Origin of the sequence: Pseudomonas helvetica (genome assembly GCF_039908645.1) — a bacterium.
Taxonomy (GTDB): Bacteria; Pseudomonadota; Gammaproteobacteria; order Pseudomonadales; family Pseudomonadaceae; genus Aquipseudomonas; species Aquipseudomonas helvetica.
In genome coordinates this window covers 6114897-6133558 of sequence record NZ_CP150917.1, presented here as the reverse complement: position 1 = coordinate 6133558, position 18662 = coordinate 6114897, and the positions used below count along the sequence as shown (strand labels likewise).

The window sequence follows — 18662 nt, the reverse complement described above, 5'->3', positions numbered from 1 at the left end:
TCAGCGTACCGAGCGTAGGGAAGTGTTGACCCGAGGCAGTACGCGGCCCATGACTTCAGCGATGTAGCTTAAGAACAACGTGCCCACCGAGCTTTTGTAGTGCTGCGGATCGCGACTGGCGATCGCCAGGACACCGTGCAGGCCTTGATGGCTGATGGTGACTACCGCCGTCGAACCGATCTGCTTGCGCTGTTCTTCGCCAAACAGGAAGTCCAGCTCGTGTTCGCGCAGGCTGCCGCTGACGGTTTTGCCTTCGGACAACAAGCCGCCGATGGCCTTTTGCGCGTCGGCACTGGTCACCCAGCGCCCGACCGGCAAGGGCTCGTCGCTGAACAGGATCAGGCTGACAAAGGGCACCTGGAAATCCTGGCGCAGGCTGTCTTCGACGCTGATGACCACGTCGTCCAGGCTGCTGGCGTCCATCAAGGCGAGCGTCAGTCGGCGGGTTTTGTCGAACAGCCGGTCGTTGTCGCGGGCGACGTCCATCAGTTGCGAGAGGCGATGGCGCATCTCGATGTTGCGTTCGCGCAGAATTTTCATCTGGCGTTCGACCAACGAGATGGTGTCGCCGCGCTGGTGCGGAATGCGCAGCGCCGGGAGCAGTTCTTCGTGCTCGACGAAGAAATCCGGATGAGCCTCCAGGTACGCGGCAATCGCCGCCGCCTCCAGGCTTTCGGAAGGGGATTCGTCGGGCTGTGGGGCTGGAACCTGAGGCTGATCAGTCATGTATTTCGCTCACTCAAAGACGCACTTGTCCTTCGTATACGCGTACTGCCGGGCCGGTCATCATCACCGGTTGGCCAGGACCTGCCCATTCAATGGACAAACGCCCGCCAGGCAGGTCGATCAATAGCGGCGAATCCATCCACCCCTGGCTGATCGCGGCCACTGCAGCAGCGCAGGCCCCGGTCCCGCAGGCCTGGGTTTCCCCGGTGCCGCGCTCCCAGACGCGCAACTGCGCTCGGCTCCGGTCGATGACCTGGAGAAAACCGACATTGACCCGCGCCGGGAAGCGCGGATGGTTTTCGATCTTCGGTCCCAGCTCATGCACCGGCGCGTTGTTGATGTCGCTGACCCGCACGACGGCGTGGGGATTGCCCATGGAGACCGCGGCCAGTTCGATAGTCTGGCCATCGACCTCGACCTGATAACTCAAGGCCTGAGCGGGCGCCTGGAACGGAATGTCTGCCGGCACCAGGCGCGGTGCACCCATGTTGACGCTGATCTGGCCGTCGTTGCGGATATCCAGTTCGATAATGCCGCTTTTGGTCTCGACGCGAATCTGCCGCTTGGCGGTCAGGCGCTTGTCCAGAACGAAGCGTGCGAAGCAGCGTGCACCGTTGCCGCATTGCTCGACTTCGGAACCGTCGGCGTTGAAGATCCGGTAACGGAAATCCACGTCCGGGTTGCTCGGCGCTTCGACGATCAGCAATTGGTCGAAACCGACACCGGTGTGCCGATCGCCCCATTGCTTGGCATGCTTGGGCAGAATGTGCGCGTGCTGGCTGACCAGGTCGAGGACCATGAAGTCGTTGCCCAGGCCATGCATCTTGGTAAAACGCAGCAGCATGGGTTTACTCCGGCAGCAGGCTTTCGCCAGCAAACAACTCGGCTACCGTCTCGCGGCGACGCACTTCGATTGCCTGATCACCGTCCACCAGCACTTCAGCGGCGCGACCGCGAGTGTTGTAGTTGGAGCTCATGACGAACCCGTACGCACCGGCCGAATGCACGGCCAGCAAGTCGCCTTCTTCGAGTGCCAGATGGCGATCCTTGGCGAGGAAGTCGCCGGTTTCGCAGATCGGCCCGACGATGTCGTAGGCGCGTGCCGGAGTTGCACGCGGGCGCACGGCCGTGACGTCCATCCAGGCCTGATACAGCGCCGGGCGGATCAGGTCGTTCATGGCTGCGTCGACGATGGCGAAGTCTTTGTGCTCGGTGTGCTTGAGGTACTCGACCTGGGTCAGCAGCACGCCGGCGTTGGCGACGATGAAACGGCCCGGCTCGAACACCAGCGTCAGGTCGCGACCGTCGATGCGTTCGCGTACGGCATTGATGTAGTCGGCAGCCAATGGCGGCTCTTCATCGCGATAACGCACGCCCAAACCGCCGCCGAGGTCGATGTGGCGCAGGTAGATTCCGCAATCGCCCAGGCGGTCGATCAGCGCCAGCAGGCGGTCGAGGGCATCGATGAAGGGCGGCAGGGTGGTCAGTTGCGAGCCGATGTGGCAATCGACACCGACCACTTCCAGGTTAGGCAGTTGGGCGGCGCGGACGTACACGTCTTCGGCGTCGGCAATCGCGATGCCGAACTTGTTTTCCTTGAGACCGGTAGAAATGTACGGATGGGTGCCGGCATCGACGTCCGGGTTGACCCGCAGCGAGATCGGCGCGCGAACGCCAAGCTCGGCCGCGACGACTTGCAGGCGTTCGAGCTCGTCGGTGGATTCGACGTTGAAGCAGTGCACGCCGACTTCCAGGGCGCGACGCATGTCTTCACGGGTCTTGCCGACGCCCGAGAAAACGATCTTGTCGGCCTGGCCACCGGCGGCCAGAACACGTTCCAGCTCGCCACCGGAGACGATGTCGAAACCAGCGCCCAAACGCGCCAGGACATTCAGTACACCCAGGTTGGAGTTGGCCTTGACCGCAAAGCAGACCAGGTGCGGCGTGCCGGCCAGGGCATCGGCGTACGCCAGATACTGGGCTTCGATGTGCGCGCGGGAGTAGACGTAGGTTGGTGTGCCAAAGCGTTCGGCGATGGCGGACAGGGCAACACCTTCCGCGAACAGCTCACCGTCACGGTAGTTAAAAGCGTCCATGATGTTCCCTTAGTAGGTGCTGGTACTGGTGCTGTGCTGGTGCGCTTTGGACTGCGACGACTTCGCCTGTTCTTCAGGCGATTTGCTGTCATCGGGCAGATACAGCGGCCCTTTTTGACCACAGGCAGTGACAAGGCAGGCAACCGCGACGAGCGCAGCAAGGGAAGAGATCAGGCGCTTCATGGCGAAATCCTTGAAAATGCGTTAATTGCGCCGGAGTATACCGGCCACCCGGCAGCTTGCCTATGCGATGGACCACCCGTCCGGCGGGCCTTTGCCTGGGCAGGCGATCAAGCGGCGCAAGGTGTGTCGATATTTTCTACTCTTGTCTGGTGCGTGGTCGGTATCCTTTGCAATCGCTGGGGCTCGGCCGTATCTTGCGGCGCTTGAGCGTGAGTAGACATTTTCTGAGGTTCCCGCAATGAGTTTGACTGAAGCCCGTTTCCACGATCTGGTCGATGCCACCCAGCAAACGCTGGAGGATATTTTCGATGACAGTGGCCTGGATGTTGATCTGGAAAGCTCGGCCGGTGTGCTCACCGTCAAGTTCGAAAGCGGCAGCCAGTTGATCTTCAGTCGCCAGGAGCCGCTGCGTCAGCTGTGGCTGGCGGCCGTGTCCGGCGGCTTCCACTTCGACTATGACGAAGAAAGTGAACGCTGGATGTGTGACAAGAGCGAAGAGCAGCTCGGCGAGATGCTTGAGCGCATTGTCGGCGAGCAAGCCGGCGCCAAGCTTGATTTCGAAGGGCTGTGATCTGGTGACCGAGGCAGCGCCTGTCCGTCCGCCGAAGCCGCTGTACAGCAACGTCAGCGCGGCGGTGCCGTCGCCGTGCACCAGCGTCTGTCGGCTGGACGAGCAGAAAGTCTGCCTGGGTTGTTTCCGCCACGTCGAAGATATCCGCGAATGGCGCTCGGCGGACGATGATCGCCGCCGGGTGATTTGCGCCCAGGCCCAACAGCGCAAGAACTTATCCCCGCGCTAGTCCTCGTACTCGTAGGAGCTGAGCTTGCTCGCGATGGCGGCCTGACAGCCGACCCATCTCCCGCAGGTGTACATATCCATTCCTGCGGTAACGGCCGCTTATGGTTTCGCTCTTACAGCGAGTCCCTTTTTCAAACGCCAAAAAGGAACCAAAAGGCTTCGCCCCAAGCGTACGGCACCTCGCCTAGGCTCGGCGTTCCCTCATTCCGGCATTCATCAGGGGGCATCGCCTACGGTCTGCTTCGCGACGACCTCCTCTCGATGTGTCCGGCTGCGCCGTACGGCGCTGCGCGCCCACCCCCTGATGAACACCTCCACTCGGCCTCCCGATAGGGGCGGGTGGATCAAGATCAACAGCAACAGCACGGCGGCCTACCGGCCGGCCTGAGTGGGGGGGCTGAGTGGTTGGTTGGTTGGTTGGTTGGTTGGTTGGGGGGCGGCGGCTTGTATATTTTTTGAGCTGTGATAGTGTCCGGATACGCCTCAACTCATCGAGGTCCGTGAAAACCCCGCCTATTTCTGGCGGGGTTTTGCTTTTGTCGTGCAGAAAAAAGGAGTCTGCCTTAATCATGACCGCACCTTCCATCATCCTTACCCGCCTGGACGTGCAACGTCTGGAGCGTTTGATCGACAGCCTGGATGACTCGCTGCCAGGTGTTATCGCGCTGCAAACCGAACTGGATCGCGCCGATACGCTGGTCGGTCACGATGAAGTGCCTGCCGATGTCGTGACCATGAACTCGCGTGTGCATTGCCGTGAAGAAAGCAGTGGCAAGGACTATCACCTGACCCTGGTTTATCCACAGGACGCCAATGCCGACGAAGGCCGGATTTCCATTCTGGCGCCGGTAGGCAGCGCATTGCTCGGTTTGAAGGTTGGCCAGCACATCGACTGGCCGGCACCGGGTGGCAAGACCTTGAAGCTGACCCTGCTTGAGGTTGAGTCGCAACCCAAGAATGGCGGCGACTGCACGTTCTGACACGTCTCAGGCCTGTTCGAGCGCCTTGTTCAATGCGCGCTCCAGGTCTGCCTTGTAGCGCAGGTAAAGATTGCTGGAGCTCTGACCATCACCGAGCAGGCCGGACAGGTCCAGGTCGGTGATGTAGCAGCGATAGTGTTGCGCCTCGCGACGCTGCCCGACGATCTCCTGCGCGACCACAGCAAATAGCTGGTCGCCATGCTCCAGCTCGGAAAACTCTCGCTGATTGCAATACAAGGTGACTTGGCCTTGCCCCGGTACGGCTTTGCCGACGATTGCCTGGACGTCGTAGAACGGCTTGTTCACCGGTGTCTGCGGCGCCGGGCGTGGCTCGACCCGGCGTGCACGATTAGTGCCCGATGGCAGCAGTTGGTAGTACAGGGTTTCCAGCACCGTCACCGGTTGGGCGGGGTCCATCGGCAACAGTGCGTCACGGCGAAACAGGATCGATTGCAGGAAACGTTGCAGTGGCACCAGCAGGCTTTGCTCGTCGTGATACGGCTGGCGCTGTTGCCACAGGGCGTTGAATTCATCCAGCACGTACAACTCGGCGTGGGCATCGTTGATGCGGTAAAACACCTGAATGCAGTCGGGCTGGCCCATCGGCAGGATCAGCGCCAGGTCGTGATCTTCCAGCGCCATCGGGTCCAGTTGCAGCGGGCTGTAGCGGTTCAGGTCCTGGTTCAGGTAATCGAGTAGTGCCGGCAGGCTGGCCAGCGCGACATGATTGACCTGGCCGGGTATCAGTTCCAGCACGTGGTAATGCTGCTGGACCTGGATCAGGTAGCGATGATTGAGTTTGCTGAGCAGCAGGTTCTGCGCGGTATCGAGGACTTCTTCGACACGTTGGGCGATGAACTGCGCACGGTTATGGCAGAAGCAGCGCACTCGCAGTCGAGGTTGCTGTGGGCCGCTTGGCAGATTGTTGAGGTAATCGCGCAGGCAATCGAGCAGGGCGTGGGCGCCGTCGTAGCGGCTGACCAGCACTTCGTTCCAGCTGTTGAGCGTGACCTGATCAAGGGTCAGCACCAGATTTTCGCGCACCCCGGCGTAGCTCAGCGAGTCTGTGCGCTCGGTGGTCATCAGGATGTTCAGGTCGCGGTGATGCTTGAGCGGGTCGACACCCACGTTCACCAGAATCAACACCTCGCTCGGCACGCTGGCATGCAGCAGTTGTTCTTCGCTGACGCTGGTCAGGGGCAGCGCGATGGTCTGTTGCAGGCTGCCCAGCAGATTGAACAGCTCGAACTCGCTCAGGTCGCTGCTGCCGGGGTGCAAGGCCAGGCGCGTGCTGCTGTCGATCACGCCGTTACGGTGGCACCAGGTCAGGAGTTCCAGCAGTTCGCGACAGCGCTTGATCGGCGCGAAATGTTCCCACTCCAGATTGCCCAGGTTGCCGTTGTACAAACCCCAGTGGCTCTGCCCAGGCTCTTTCTTGTTTGCTGACTGGACGAGGGTCAGTGTGTCTTCGGCAAGATCCGGTGCGATCCCGGGGTTGATGAACTCGATCTTGTCGGCCTTGCGTTCGAAGGCGGCATACAACCTGCGACCCAGTACATTGAGGTCGCGCTTGTTGATCAGGCTGACGCTCTGCTCGGTACGGGCGAACTGGGTCAGGAAGCGGTAGCTGTAGTTGAGTTCATTCACCAGGGCCCGGCGTTCGGCGCTGACCTGACGGACCTTCCATTGGCTGCGGCTGTCGAGCATTGCCAGCTGCCGCTGATCCCAGCCCCATTCCTCAGCCAGCCGCTCCAGCAGCAGGCGCTGCCAGCTTTTGTTGCGCTGGCCGCTGTTGCCGGTCAGCTTGCGGTTGACCTTGAGGTACAAGGCGCGCCGAACCAGCTCCAGCCGTTCCGGCTCGCCTCGGGCCGTGAGGTATTCCTCAATGCGCCGGTAGACCACGATGTACGGGTCGAGCTCATCCAGATCGAGACGGTTGGCGAACACGGCTTGCTTGAAGCGCAGGCTCAGGCATTTGACGTTCGGGTGTTCGCTGGCGTAGACCTCGGTCAGCAGCAGCTTGAGCACCGATTTGTAGGGTGACTCGATACCTTTGAACAACTGCCAGAGCCCGGCGCCGATGAATTCGCCGGGTGGAATCCGCGCCAAGTGGCCGAGATCGAGGGTTTCATCGGCGCGGATAAAGCGTTTGGACAGCAATGTATGGGTGTACTGGTCGTAGCCGGTCTCTTCGTACACCGGCACCAGCCACCAGATCGGCGTGCGCCCCGCGAGCCAGATGGCGGTGCGATAGAACTCATCGAGCAGCAAGTAATGCTGGGTGGTGCCGCAGTCGTCGGAGCTCAATTGGGTGTCGCGTTCGCCGCGGACGAAACGTTGCGGGTCGATCAGAAAGAAATGCGCCTCGGCGCCCTGGCTGGCGGCCCAGATTTCGAGCAGTTGGCATTTTTTACGCAGTTCGGCGAGTTCGCTTTCGCTCAGGTCCGGGGCGTGGCAAACCCACACGTCCATGTCACTTTGATCGGCCTGGGCGAGGGTGCCGAGGCTGCCCATCAGGAACAGACCCTGAATCGGCCGCGGCGGATTGCCGTGGCGGGGCTTGTAGGAGAAGGAGCGGGTCAGGCGTTGCGCTTCGGCGAGCGCCGTAGCGTCAGGTTCGAAATTCGACAGCCCGGCCGGCGTGCTGCCCGAGACGTAACCTGGCAACAGCGGGTGATTAACATGGAAGAACAGCGGCAGCAGGGTCAAAACCCCTTGCTGGCGGGGTGACAACCCTTCCATGGCTCGGGCCAGTCGGCCGTCATTGAGCTTCAGAAAGCGCGCACGCAGCTGGCTGAGAACCTTGCGATCGATTCCTTCGTCCAGATCAGGGCGGATTTCATGGGTGCGGGTCATGTCAGCTCAAACCGGCTCGCAGTGCTCGAACGTGGGAAGGTCTCAGGGCGATGGGCAGTTTACAGCCTGATGCTCAGGACTTTTAAGCTGAATTTTGGTTTCTGGCGTCAAATTTCTATCGATGAGCGACAGTCTGCCCGCGGAAATCCCGTAGCAGGGGTTCCCGTGGGCGATACGGCAGCGGTTATGCGGTTTCTTGGACAGACAGAATGGTCAGAACGGTCTGAATATTCTGTGCGGCATCACGGCCCAGGCTGGTCAGATAACCGCCATCGGGCTGGGTGATCAACTCTTTGTCGAACAGGCGTTGTGCGGCGGCAATGGCTTTCGGGGCAGCGGTCTGATGAATTTTCAAACCTTCCTGGGAACTGTCCAGGTTGAAGAGTGCAAGGATTTCCAGTTCGGCAACCAGCTCAGGGGTAAGCGACATAAGGACTCCAGACTTTCTAGGAATAGACGACAGCGCCCCTAAGGTGAACGCACTCGGGCGAGCTGTCCAGTGTTGCCTTAGAGCTTTTCCGAACTTGCGATGACTAATGTGGCGAGGGGGCTTGCCCCCGTTCGGCTGCGCAGCAGTCGTAAAAACCAGCAAGCAGTGTGTGTCTGACGAAAAGCGGTTACGGCTTTTGGGGCCGCTTCGCAACCCAGCGGGGGCAAGCCCCCTCGCCACAGAAGCTTGCACCTACACGCGGGGTTTTAGTTCTTTTCTGGCGGCAACTCTGGCAGTGCGCGCAGCGCGGCTTCATACCACTCGGTATTGAACGCGCGGTCTTCTTCGAGGAGTGCGTCAATTTCAATGGCCAGAACGTGAGCCATCAATTGCAGGATTTCTTCACGCTCGTAACCGACCAGGGTCAGTTTGTTGAACGTCGCCTTGGCTGCTGGCGGGTTGTCGCTTTCGATCTGGTTTTCGATGGCTTCGATCAGGGTGGTTTCGGCGAATTCTTCTTCGTCGTTGTCGATATCGCTAGGCTCGCTCATGGCAGGCTCCAAAAGGAAAGGTCGCCAGTTTACCTGCATTCAGCCGTGTGATGCTGCTGGCGAGAGTGCTCCCGACGTTCTATAACAGTGGCTGCCAACCCCCTGCACGGCCTGGAGGCTATGTGATGCTCAAGCTTTATGGATTTTCCGTCAGCAACTACTACAACATGGTCAAGCATGCGTTGCTGGAGAAGGGCCTGCCCTTTGAGGAAGTAGCGTTTTACGCCGGTCAAAGCCCTGAGGCGCTGGCCATCAGCCCGCGTGGCAAGGTTCCGGTGTTGGGTGTCGAACAAGGGTTCATCAACGAGACCAGCGTGATTCTTCAGTACCTCGAAGACACTCAATCGGGTCCTGCGCTGCTGCCCAAAACACCGTTCGAGCGGGCTCAGGTTCTGGCGCTGGCCAAGGAAATCGAGTTGTACATCGAACTACCGGCTCGCGCCTGTTTCCCTGAGGCCTTTTTCGGTATGACGGTGCCGGAAGCGATCAAGGAAAAAGCCAAGGCCGAGCTGCTGCTGGGGATTGCGTCACTGGGGCGTCACGGCAAGTTCGCGCCGTACGTCGCGGGCGCAACCCTGAGCGTGGCGGACCTGTACTTCCTGTACGGCGTCAGCATCGCCTGCGCGGTTGGTAAAAAGCTCTTCGATCTGGATTTGCTGGCCGAGTTGCCAGGCGCCAAGACGTTGCTTGAGCAATTGGAGCAGACACCGCATGCCAAACGCATTGCGGCAGACAAGGAAGCGGCGATGCCAGGGTTTTTGGCGATGATCAGCGCCAAGAAGTAAGTTTGTAGCGTTCTTCAGGACGCAATCGCGGGCAAGCCTTGCTCCTACGGATTCGTGTCGTTCACGTGTTTGCGATACGACATAAATCCTGTAGGAGCAAGGCTTGCCCGCGATGCTTTTAGCGATTTAGCGGCTGGCCAACAGCGCCTGACCGCGAACCACAGCGGCCTTCACCTGCGCCGGCGCGGTGCCGCCGATGTGGTTACGGGCATTCACCGAGCCTTCCAGGGTCAGGACGGCAAACACGTCCTGTTCGATCTGGTCGCTGAACTTGCGCAGTTCTTCCAGGCTCATCTCTGCCAGATCCTTGCCGGTTTCCACGCCGTACTTCACCGCGTGACCGACGATTTCGTGACAGTCACGGAACGGCAGGCCGCGGCGCACCAGATAATCCGCCAGGTCGGTAGCCGTGGAGAAACCGCGAAGTGCGGCTTCACGCATGATGGCGTGCTTTGGCTTGATCGCCGGGATCATGTCGGCAAAGGCCCGCAGTGAGTCGCGCAAGGTGTCGGCGGCGTCGAACAGCGGCTCTTTATCTTCCTGGTTGTCCTTGTTGTAGGCCAATGGCTGGCCCTTCATCAATGTCAGCAGGCCCATCAGCGCGCCGAACACCCGGCCGCTTTTACCGCGCACCAGTTCCGGGACGTCGGGGTTTTTCTTTTGCGGCATGATCGAGCTGCCGGTGCAGAAACGATCGGGCAGATCGATGAACTGGAACTGCGCGCTGGTCCACAGCACCAGCTCTTCGGAGAAGCGCGACAGGTGCATCATCGCGATGCTCGCAGCGGAGCAGAACTCGATGGCGAAGTCGCGATCCGAGACGTTGTCCAGCGAGTTGCCGCCAACAGCGTCGAAGCCCAGCAGTTGGGCGGTCAGCTCGCGGTCGATCGGGTAGGTAGTACCGGCCAGTGCGGCGCTGCCGAGCGGCATGCGGTTGGTGCGCTTGCGGCAATCGACCAGGCGCTCGTAGTCGCGGCTGAGCATTTCGAACCAGGCCAGCATGTGATGACCGAAGGTCACGGGCTGTGCAGTTTGCAGGTGGGTGAAGCCGGGCATGATGGTGCCGGATTCGCGCTCTGCCTGTTCCAGCAGGCCTTTTTGCAGGCGGGTGATTTCGCCCAGGATCAGATCGATCTCGTCACGCAGCCACAGGCGGATATCGGTCGCTACCTGGTCGTTGCGGCTGCGGCCGGTGTGCAGCTTCTTGCCGGTAACGCCGATGCGGTCGGTCAGGCGCGCCTCGATGTTCATGTGCACGTCTTCAAGGTCGATGCGCCAGTCGAAGGTGCCGGCCTCGATTTCGCTCTGGATGGTCTTCAGGCCGTCGATGATGCTGTCGCGTTCGGCATCGGTCAGCACGCCGACCTTGGCGAGCATGGTGGCGTGGGCTACGGAGCCCATGATGTCGTGACGATAGAGGCGCTGGTCGAAAGTGACGGAGGCGGTGAAGCGGGCGACGAAGGCGTCGACGGGTTCACTGAAGCGGCCGCCCCAGGACTGATTGGTCTTGTCAGTGCTCATGAATTCGCTCGTGATCGGCTGAAGGAAAATGGCGTTAAAACCTGCGGTGGATAATAACAGGGTTGCCAATCCTGTCGGTGACACTGGTCGCTACGTTTTTTTCTTATTTGACCGACCATACTCAATTGAGTCGCTGCCGCGTTTACGCAACGATATTTTTCAAATGAGCACTGTCGTCGCGGCAAGCGTCTACAGTTGGACGTGAGGGTCAGCGCAATTGTCGATCATGTGCTGAGTCTCATCGAAGCGTGCGACGTCAGTGTCGAAGCCGACTATATAGAGAAGAGGGGTGTTCATATTGTGTAGCAGCAATCCCTACGGTGACGCCACGTCGCGGCTGGCTTCGAATGGAACTGCGCAGGCACCGATAAATATTGCAACCCGACGTACGGCACTTTTTGGCGCTCGCGCTAGTCTTAGCGTGGATCGCGGTGACGGATGTCACTTCACCTGTCTACGCTATCCTTGTGCGAGACTCACGCAGGAATCCAGCGCAATATGAATGTCCTGATCGTTGATGACGAACCCCAAGCCCGTGAGCGCCTGAGCCGTATGGTCGGCGAACTCGAGGGTTACAGTGTCCTGGAGCCCAGCGCCACCAATGGCGATGAGGCATTGACCCTGATCGACAGCCTGAAGCCCGATATCGTGCTGCTCGACATCCGCATGCCTGGCCTCGACGGTTTACAAGTCGCCGCAAGGTTGTGTGAACGCGAGACGCCACCGGCGGTGGTGTTTTGTACGGCCCAGGATGAATTTGCCCTGGACGCCCTGCAAGCCAGTGCGGTGGGCTACCTGGCAAAACCGGTGCGTTCGGAGCAACTGCTCGACGCCTTGAAAAAAGCCGAGCGCCCCAACCGCGTCCAGCTCGCGGCGCTGACTCGGCCGGCGGCAGAAACCGGCAGTGGCCCACGCAGCCATATCAGTGCGCGAACCCGCAAAGGCATCGAGCTGATCCCGTTGGCTCAAGTGGTCTACTTCATTGCCGACCACAAATACGTGACCTTGCGCCACGAAAGTGGCGAAGTTCTGCTGGACGAGCCATTGAAAGCCCTTGAAGACGAATTTGGCGACAGGTTCGTACGTATTCACCGCAATGCACTGGTAGCCCGCGAACGTATCGAACGCTTGCAGCGCACGCCTCTCGGGCATTTCCAGCTGTTCCTCAAAGGCCTCAACGGTGATGCGCTGATTGTCAGCCGACGTCATGTCGCGGGTGTGCGCAAGATGATGCAACAGCTTTAGTCCGCTGTTCGCGCACGGATTTCACTCTCCTTTACCGGACAGGTGAGGCCAGGGAGGCTGCGCTGTTTCTGATACAAGTCAAAGCGGATTTGGCTGAGCTGTTATTATCCGCTGTATCTATTCAGTACGGATTGATCCATGTCCCCTCGCGAAATCCGCATCGCTACCCGCAAAAGTGCCTTGGCCTTGTGGCAGGCCGAATACGTCAAAGCTCGTCTGGAACAAGCCCACCCGGGTCTGGTCGTGACGCTGGTGCCTATGGTCAGCCGCGGCGACAAGCTGCTCGATTCGCCGCTGTCGAAAATCGGCGGCAAGGGCCTGTTCGTTAAAGAACTGGAAACCGCGCTGCTCGAAAACGAAGCCGACATTGCCGTGCACTCGATGAAAGACGTGCCGATGGACTTCCCCGAAGGCCTCGGCCTGTTTTGCATCTGCGAACGCGAAGATCCACGTGACGCCTTTGTTTCCAACACCTATGCAAGCCTCGACGAGTTGCCTCAGGGCAGCGTGGTCGGCACCTCCAGCCTGCGTCGCCAGGCACAACTGCTGACCCGCCGGCCGGACCTGCAAATCCGCTTTCTGCGGGGCAACGTCAACACTCGGCTGGCCAAGCTCGACGCCGGTGAGTACGACGCGATCATCCTCGCGGCGGCCGGTTTGATTCGGCTGGGCTTTGAAGATCGCATCAGCTCTTCGATCAGTGTCGATGACAGTCTTCCAGCAGGTGGCCAGGGTGCTGTCGGTATCGAATGCCGCAGCGCCGACACTGACATTCATGCCCTGCTTGCCCCTCTGCATCACCAGGACACCGCCACGCGGGTCACTGCCGAACGTGCGTTGAACAAGCATTTGAACGGCGGCTGTCAGGTGCCGATCGCGTGCTACGCAGTGCTCGAAGGCGAGCAGATCTGGCTGCGCGGCCTGGTGGGTGATCCGAAGGGGGGGCTGCTGCTTCGTGCCGAGGGTCGTGCGCCACGCAGCGATGCCGAAGCCTTGGGTGTACGAGTTGCCGAAGACCTTCTTGGCCAGGGCGCCAACGACATTCTGACGTCGGTCTATGGCGAGGCAGGTCACGAGTGACGGGGTGGCGCCTGCTGTTGACGCGTCCCGTGGATGATTCGGCGATGCTGACCGATATTCTTGCCGAAAAGGGGATTTTCAGCAGCAGCTTGCCGCTTTTGGAGATAGAGCCGATTCCTGTCTCTGAGACAATGCGCGAGGTGATTCAGGGTATGGATCGCTATTGCGCGGTCATTGTGGTCAGCAAGCCGGCCGCCCGAATCGGTGTGGATCTGCTTGATCGGTACTGCTCGCAATCACTGCGCTTGAAATGGTTCAGCGTGGGCGCGGCGACCGCGCAGATCCTCCAGGATCATGGGTTGGACGTCAGCTTCCCGGTGGAGGGCGATGACAGCGAAGCATTGCTTGAACTGACTCCGTTGCGCGAGGCTATCGCCCGGGCCGATGCCCGTGTGTTGATCATGCGCGGCGAGGGTGGACGTGAACTGCTCGCAGAGCGTTTGCGTGAGCAAGGTGCTAGTGTCGATTATCTGGAGCTGTACCGTCGCGGCTTGCCGCGCTATGCCGAGGGGGCATTGCCTGAGCGGATTCGAGCGGAACGCTTGAACGGCGTAGTGGTCAGCAGTGGGCAGGGATTTGAGCACCTGCGCCAATTGGCGGGCAGCGCCTGGCCTGAGTTGGCGCGGTTGCCTTTGTTTGTTCCAAGCCCTCGGGTAGCCGAGATGGCGCTGGCCGCCGGCGCCCAAACAGTTGTGGATTGTCGTGGCGCCAGTGCCGCGGCTTTGCTAACGGCGTTGCGGGAAACCCGGCCCGTTCTCTAATGCAAAGGATGGATACGTGAGCGAAACAGCCTTGCCAAAAGATAACGTCCAGCCAGCGCTCGATGCGTCGGTTGAAACTGTAAAGAGCCCTGAGCCGCGCCGTGGCTCAGGGCTGGTGATCCTGGCAATGTTGCTGGGTGCCGCGGGGGTTGCCGCTGGCGGTTGGGGGATCTGGCAGGTACGTAGCCTGCAAGCCAACAACCAGCAACAATTGGGGCAATTGCAGGCCCTGAACGATCAAGCACAAAGCCTCAAGCTCAATGAGCAGCGCCTGTCAGCCCGGATTGAGCAATTACCGCCAGCCAATGAACTGGAAGACCGACGACGCCTGGTGATCCAGTTGCAGGGCGACCAGCAGCGCTTGAATCAGCGTCTGGAAACGGTTCTGGGCGCCAGCCGCAAGGATTGGCGCTTGGCCGAGGCCGAGCACCTGCTGCGTCTGGCCAGTTTGCGTCTGTCTGCCTTGCAGGACATCAGCAGCGCTCAGGCACTGGTGCAAGGTGCCGATGAAATCCTTCGAGAGCAGAATGATCCGGGCTCTTTCGCCGCCCGCGAGCAGATTGCGAAAAGTCTTGCTGCGCTGCGCAGTACCGAGCAACCGGATCGCACCGGGTTGTTCCTGCAACTGGGTGCCTTGCGTGATCAGGTGGCTGAACTCAGCGAACTCGCCCCGGAGTTTCATGAGCGCGATTCGCTCTCGGCCCTGACCTCCGATGGCGATGGCGCCAGTCGCTGGGCGCAATGGTGGGACCAGATTTCGCGCTACATTCGCATCGATTTCAATGCCGATAAAAACATTCGTCCATTGCTCGCCGGGCAAAGCCTGACTCAGGTCCGTCTGGCACTGAGCCTGGCGCTTGAGCAAGCGCAATGGGCCGCGCTCAACGGCCAGGCGCCGGTGTATACCCAGGCGCTGACCGAGGCGCGGGATGTGCTCAAAGGCAGCTTCAATCAGGACAACCCGCAAAGCAAAGTGATGCTCGAACAGGTTGCCGAGTTGAGCAAACAACCGGTAACGGTCATCACGCCTGACCTGGCAACCACCCTGAGCACGGTGCAGGCGTATCTGGAGCGGCGTAACGTCAGTGCCGAGGACTCGGTGAAACCTGCCGCGGGCACTACGCCGGTGACCAGCCCATGAAGCGACTCTATGTGATTGTGTTTTTGCTCATCGCCGCCGCCGGGGCGTTGGGACTGGCCATCGCCCAGCACTCGGGTTACGTGCTGATCGCCTACAAGACCTTCCGCTACGAATCGAGCCTGTGGGCGACGTTGGCGCTGGTGGCGGTGATCTGGCTGGTGCTATGGGGCATCAAGATGCTGATCGAGTTGGTGGCCACTTCCAGCGGTGTAGTCAATCCCTGGTCGAACCGCAACCGCAGTCGTCGTGTGCAAGTGGCGATCGAGCATGGCCAGCTGGACCTGGCTGAAGGTCGTTGGGCCAGCGCTCAGCGTCACTTGTCTCGCGCTGCTGAAGCCGAACGCCAGCCGCTGCTCTACTACCTGGGGGCTGCGCGAGCGGCGAACGAGCAAGGTCGTTATGACGAAAGCGACAGCTTGCTGGAGCGTGCGCTGGAGCGTCAGCCTCAGGCCGAGTTGGCGATTGCCTTGAGTCACGCGCAGTTGCAGACCGATCGTGGCGATACCGACGGTGCGCTGACAACTCTTCAGGCCATGCACGAGCGTCATCCTCACAGCGTTCAGGTCTTGCGTCAGTTGCAACGTTTGCATCAACAGCGTGGCGACTGGTCGGCGGTCATTCGCCTGCTACCGGAATTGCGCAAGGACAAGGTTCTGCCGGCCAGCGAGCTGGCAGAGCTGGAGCGTCGTGCCTGGGGTGAAAACCTCACCCTGGCAGCTCGCCGGGAGGAAGACGGTACGGTTGGATTACAGGCACTCAATCGCGCCTGGCAACAGCTGACTTCCGCTCAGCGCCAAGAACCGCAACTGGTGCTGGCCTATGCCGAACAGTTGCGACAACTGGGGGCTGAGGTCGAGGCAGAAGAGGTTTTGCGCGGGGCGCTCAAACGTAAATATGACAGCCATCTGGCGCGGCTGTATGGCTTGCTGCGTGGCAGCGATCCGGCGCGGCAACTGCACGTGGCCGAGGGTTGGTTGAAGGACCATCCTGGCGACCCAAGCTTGCTGCTGACCCTGGGGCGGTTGTGTTTGCAAAGCAGCCTGTGGGGTAAGGCACGGGACTATCTGGAAAGCAGCTTGCGGGTTCAGCGCAACCCCGAGGCCTGTGCCGAGCTCGCACGTCTGCTGGCTCAGTTGGGTGACACCGAGCGCAGCAACCAGCTCTTCCAGGAAGGCCTGGGGTTGCTGGACAAGCGCCTGCTGGCTTCGCCTTTGCCGGTGCCCGCCCGCGTGTAAGGTGCTGGACGACCGGGTCGCCCGAACGGGCGCCCCGGCGTTTGAATACCGTAAAATTCTTCCTTGTCATGCCGGGTATAGGCAGCGTCTTACAAGGGACTACATTTGATCCTGTCTCTTCTGTCGGGATTTCCCTACATCTTTGGCGAAGTCTCCGCACTGCCTTGCCTTGAAAGGCCAGAGGGCTTTCCTCTACCGTAACTGCCTGTCTCTTCTGTTACGGATAAGCCATGTCTTTGGCCTGCACACGTTCCTTGTTTTTCATGGCTTTCATAGCGGGCGCCCTGGCCTTGGGCGCTTCGTACTATCTGGAGTTCTCTATCGGGCTCAAGCCGTGCGGGTTGTGCCTGTTGCAGCGGCTTTTTCTCGTCCTGTTCACGATGGTCTGCCTGATTGCCGCGCTGCACGGGCCCAGGCGCCTGGGCTGTTTACTTTATTGGCTGCTCGGTCTGTTCTGCAGCCTGGCGGGAATGGTGACAGCGTGGCGCCAGGTGGTATTGCAAAGTGATTCGGTTCAACACGTGTCGGGGTGCTCTCCCGGTCTGGAAGGCCTGTTCACCGACATGTCCTGGCTGTGTGTTGTGGAGAGGGTTTTCAGCGGAACGGCAGACTGCGTGGAAATTTCCTGGACGCTGTTCGACCTGAGTATTCCGGAATGGAGTCTGTTGTTTTTTGTCGGAGTGACGATTCTCGGGGTTTACCAGATCGTGCGGCTGGTCTGGTATGCGTATCAGCGACCGCCCAGCGGCGAGTCGTCGCACCGGGGCAGGGCGGCTGATTAAACACTTGTATGAACTTTATCTCCTGCGTACCTTGAAGCTGTTGGCGTGCGGGCATAATCTGGCCCGCACGTATCATTGGAATTGTTGCTCGATGGTGCTCAGCCTGGCCAAATCTTGATTTTCAAGTTTTGCGGCGAGTGCGGGCGGCATTACCCATAAGGGAAGAGAGATCACCATGCTCGAAAGTTGTCAGAATGCTCAGGAACGCTGGGGTGGAGTGCATCTGCTGATCGATCGTTGGTTGCAGGAGCGTCACGAACTGGTTCGAGCCTATGATGCTCTCGGCGCCAAGCCTGAGACTCTGGGCGAAAACCGCAAGCCGTTGCAGGAGTTCTGTGGTGTCCTGGTCGATTACGTCTCTGCCGGCCACTTCGAAATCTACGAACAACTGACGGGCGAAGCCAAGGCGTTCGGTGATACACGCGGGCTTGAATTGGCTGAAACCATTTACCCGCGCATCGACGTGATCACCGAGAAGCTGCTGGCGTTCAACGATCTCTGCGATGCAGGCAAGTGCGTTGCCGAGAAATTCCAGGAGCTCGGCGGTCTGTTGCACGAGCGCTTCGAACTGGAAGATTGCCTGATCGAAGTGCTGCACACGGCCCACAAGGAAGAAACTCCAGAGCAAGCCTGAGTTTCTCCTCGATACAAACGATCCCTGAAACGGTGCGCATTGCGCACCGTTTTTCGTTTGGGCGATTGCTCAGCCCGTCGCGCCGAGCAGTTCGATTTCAAACACCAGCGGCGTGAACGGTGCAATCAGGTCCCCCGCGCCATCGGCACCGTAGGCTTGCGCGGATGGAATCACCAGGCGCCATTTCGCGCCCACCGGCATCTGTTGCAACGCACTGCGCCAACCACTGATCACGCTGTCGAGGCTGAACCATTGCGCCTGGTTGTTCTGATCGAACACCGTGCCATCGGGCAGCTTGCCAATGTAGCGAACCTGCACCTTGCCATTGGGTCCGGCCTTGGCGCCGCTGCCCGCGACCAGTTCGGTCAGGAGGATGCCATCCGCCAGTTCGCGAACCCCGGGTTTTGCCTTCTCGGCCGTCAGGAAACGTTGCTCCTTGTCCAAGGCAACTTCGCTTTGCGGCACGGCGGGTTGCTCGGCCATTTGTGCTTCGTGCTCGGCGAGAATCTGCTCGATTTGCTGATCCTTCAGCGCCAGTGGCTTGCCTTGATAGGCTTGTTGCAATCCCTCCACCAGTGCCTGGATTTGCAGATCGGGAGCCTCCAGGCGCAGACGTTCACCCAGACTGGCACCGAGGCTGTAGGCGAGATCATGGGCGTCGGTTTCCGTGGCTTTTTCTGCGGCTTGAGCCATTGAAAAAAACACGCACAAGGGTAAAAAAAGGTAACGCGACATGGGCACTCTCCAGCCTGAGATGGGGAGGATTATGCCAGTGAGAATGCTGTGACCGGTGAACTGCTTTTAAGTGTGCGCAGAACATTTTCAAATCGCTGCAACGCCCGGCACTCGATACTGTC

At 60.0% G+C, this 18662-nt stretch carries 20 protein-coding genes and 1 pseudogene; 12 read left to right on the top strand and 9 right to left on the bottom strand.

The genetic code is table 11. The annotated features are described in order from the left end of the window. From AABM55_RS28390 to AABM55_RS28375, 4 genes are read right to left on the bottom strand one after another with little or no spacing between them, the layout of a single operon-like run. A complete protein-coding gene (locus AABM55_RS28390; protein WP_216744335.1) occupies window positions 1-726 on the bottom strand; it encodes a DUF484 family protein in 726 nt (241 codons plus the stop codon). Between the two features lie 13 nt (window positions 727-739). Further along, window positions 740-1570, bottom strand: coding sequence for a diaminopimelate epimerase (gene dapF / locus AABM55_RS28385; RefSeq protein ID WP_054594617.1), 831 nt, complete (start codon window positions 1568-1570; stop codon window positions 740-742). Between the two features lie 4 nt (window positions 1571-1574). Beyond that, window positions 1575-2822, bottom strand: a complete 1248-nt coding sequence (gene lysA / locus AABM55_RS28380) for a diaminopimelate decarboxylase (RefSeq protein ID WP_347928318.1) — start codon at window positions 2820-2822, stop codon at window positions 1575-1577. Between the two features lie 9 nt (window positions 2823-2831). Continuing rightward, complete coding sequence (locus AABM55_RS28375; protein WP_019694236.1) at window positions 2832-3005, bottom strand: lipoprotein; 174 nt, start codon at window positions 3003-3005, stop codon at window positions 2832-2834. 238 nt (window positions 3006-3243) lie between these two features. On the opposite strand from AABM55_RS28375, the gene cyaY reads away from it, so the two are divergent. From cyaY to rnk, 3 genes are all read left to right on the top strand, one after another. Beyond that, complete coding sequence (cyaY, locus tag AABM55_RS28370) at window positions 3244-3576, top strand: iron donor protein CyaY (RefSeq protein WP_054594615.1); 333 nt, start codon at window positions 3244-3246, stop codon at window positions 3574-3576. A gap of 4 nt (window positions 3577-3580) precedes the next feature. Further along, complete coding sequence (locus AABM55_RS28365) at window positions 3581-3805, top strand: DUF1289 domain-containing protein (protein WP_081013857.1); 225 nt, start codon at window positions 3581-3583, stop codon at window positions 3803-3805. 568 nt (window positions 3806-4373) lie between these two features. Beyond that, a complete protein-coding gene (gene rnk / locus AABM55_RS28360) occupies window positions 4374-4784 on the top strand; it encodes a nucleoside diphosphate kinase regulator (protein ID WP_123581052.1) in 411 nt (136 codons plus the stop codon). Between the two features lie 6 nt (window positions 4785-4790). Here the strand turns inward: rnk and AABM55_RS28355 are convergent, their stop codons facing one another. The 3 genes from AABM55_RS28355 to AABM55_RS28345 form a co-directional block, all read right to left on the bottom strand. After that, on the bottom strand, window positions 4791-7640 hold the full coding sequence (locus AABM55_RS28355; RefSeq protein WP_347928317.1) for a class I adenylate cyclase: 2850 nt from the start codon (window positions 7638-7640) through the stop codon (window positions 4791-4793). A 184-nt stretch (window positions 7641-7824) separates the two neighbouring features. Beyond that, complete coding sequence (locus AABM55_RS28350; protein WP_019694230.1) at window positions 7825-8070, bottom strand: TIGR02647 family protein; 246 nt, start codon at window positions 8068-8070, stop codon at window positions 7825-7827. A gap of 266 nt (window positions 8071-8336) precedes the next feature. Beyond that, complete coding sequence (locus AABM55_RS28345; RefSeq protein ID WP_054594612.1) at window positions 8337-8621, bottom strand: hypothetical protein; 285 nt, start codon at window positions 8619-8621, stop codon at window positions 8337-8339. A 125-nt stretch (window positions 8622-8746) separates the two neighbouring features. Between AABM55_RS28345 and AABM55_RS28340 the strand changes: the two genes are divergently transcribed. Continuing rightward, the gene (locus AABM55_RS28340; protein WP_347928316.1) at window positions 8747-9406 is read left to right on the top strand and encodes a glutathione S-transferase; all 660 of its coding nucleotides are present in this window, start codon (window positions 8747-8749) and stop codon (window positions 9404-9406) included. Between the two features lie 126 nt (window positions 9407-9532). Here the strand turns inward: AABM55_RS28340 and argH are convergent, their stop codons facing one another. After that, window positions 9533-10927: an argininosuccinate lyase gene (gene argH, locus AABM55_RS28335; RefSeq protein WP_054594610.1), complete on the bottom strand. Its 1395-nt coding sequence runs from the start codon at window positions 10925-10927 to the stop codon at window positions 9533-9535. A 255-nt stretch (window positions 10928-11182) separates the two neighbouring features. On the opposite strand from argH, the pseudogene AABM55_RS28330 reads away from it, so the two are divergent. The 8 genes and pseudogenes from AABM55_RS28330 to AABM55_RS28295 all read left to right on the top strand — a co-directional run. Further along, window positions 11183-11429, top strand: a pseudogene (locus tag AABM55_RS28330) (sensor histidine kinase); the annotation flags it as partial. Next, the gene (locus AABM55_RS28325) at window positions 11426-12172 is read left to right on the top strand and encodes a LytTR family DNA-binding domain-containing protein (RefSeq protein ID WP_054594609.1); all 747 of its coding nucleotides are present in this window, start codon (window positions 11426-11428) and stop codon (window positions 12170-12172) included. The pseudogene AABM55_RS28330 and the gene AABM55_RS28325, both read left to right, overlap by 4 nt. A 138-nt stretch (window positions 12173-12310) precedes the next feature. Next, window positions 12311-13252, top strand: a complete 942-nt coding sequence (gene hemC, locus AABM55_RS28320) for a hydroxymethylbilane synthase (RefSeq protein WP_347928315.1) — start codon at window positions 12311-12313, stop codon at window positions 13250-13252. Continuing rightward, the gene (locus tag AABM55_RS28315) at window positions 13249-14013 is read left to right on the top strand and encodes a uroporphyrinogen-III synthase (protein ID WP_347928314.1); all 765 of its coding nucleotides are present in this window, start codon (window positions 13249-13251) and stop codon (window positions 14011-14013) included. The genes hemC and AABM55_RS28315 overlap by 4 nt, the downstream gene beginning before the upstream one ends. A gap of 16 nt (window positions 14014-14029) precedes the next feature. Next, window positions 14030-15154, top strand: a complete 1125-nt coding sequence (locus AABM55_RS28310) for a uroporphyrinogen-III C-methyltransferase (RefSeq protein WP_347928313.1) — start codon at window positions 14030-14032, stop codon at window positions 15152-15154. Then, entirely contained in the window at window positions 15151-16389 is a 1239-nt protein-coding gene (locus AABM55_RS28305; RefSeq protein ID WP_347928312.1) for a heme biosynthesis protein HemY, read from the top strand. The genes AABM55_RS28310 and AABM55_RS28305 overlap by 4 nt, the downstream gene beginning before the upstream one ends. Before the next feature lie 230 nt (window positions 16390-16619). Next, entirely contained in the window at window positions 16620-17171 is a 552-nt protein-coding gene (locus tag AABM55_RS28300) for a disulfide bond formation protein B (RefSeq protein ID WP_347928311.1), read from the top strand. A gap of 175 nt (window positions 17172-17346) precedes the next feature. After that, complete coding sequence (locus tag AABM55_RS28295) at window positions 17347-17805, top strand: Rsd/AlgQ family anti-sigma factor (RefSeq protein WP_054594603.1); 459 nt, start codon at window positions 17347-17349, stop codon at window positions 17803-17805. Between the two features lie 69 nt (window positions 17806-17874). Here the strand turns inward: AABM55_RS28295 and AABM55_RS28290 are convergent, their stop codons facing one another. Beyond that, window positions 17875-18540, bottom strand: coding sequence for an FKBP-type peptidyl-prolyl cis-trans isomerase (locus tag AABM55_RS28290; RefSeq protein WP_054594602.1), 666 nt, complete (start codon window positions 18538-18540; stop codon window positions 17875-17877). Between the last annotated feature and the right edge of the window lie 122 nt (window positions 18541-18662).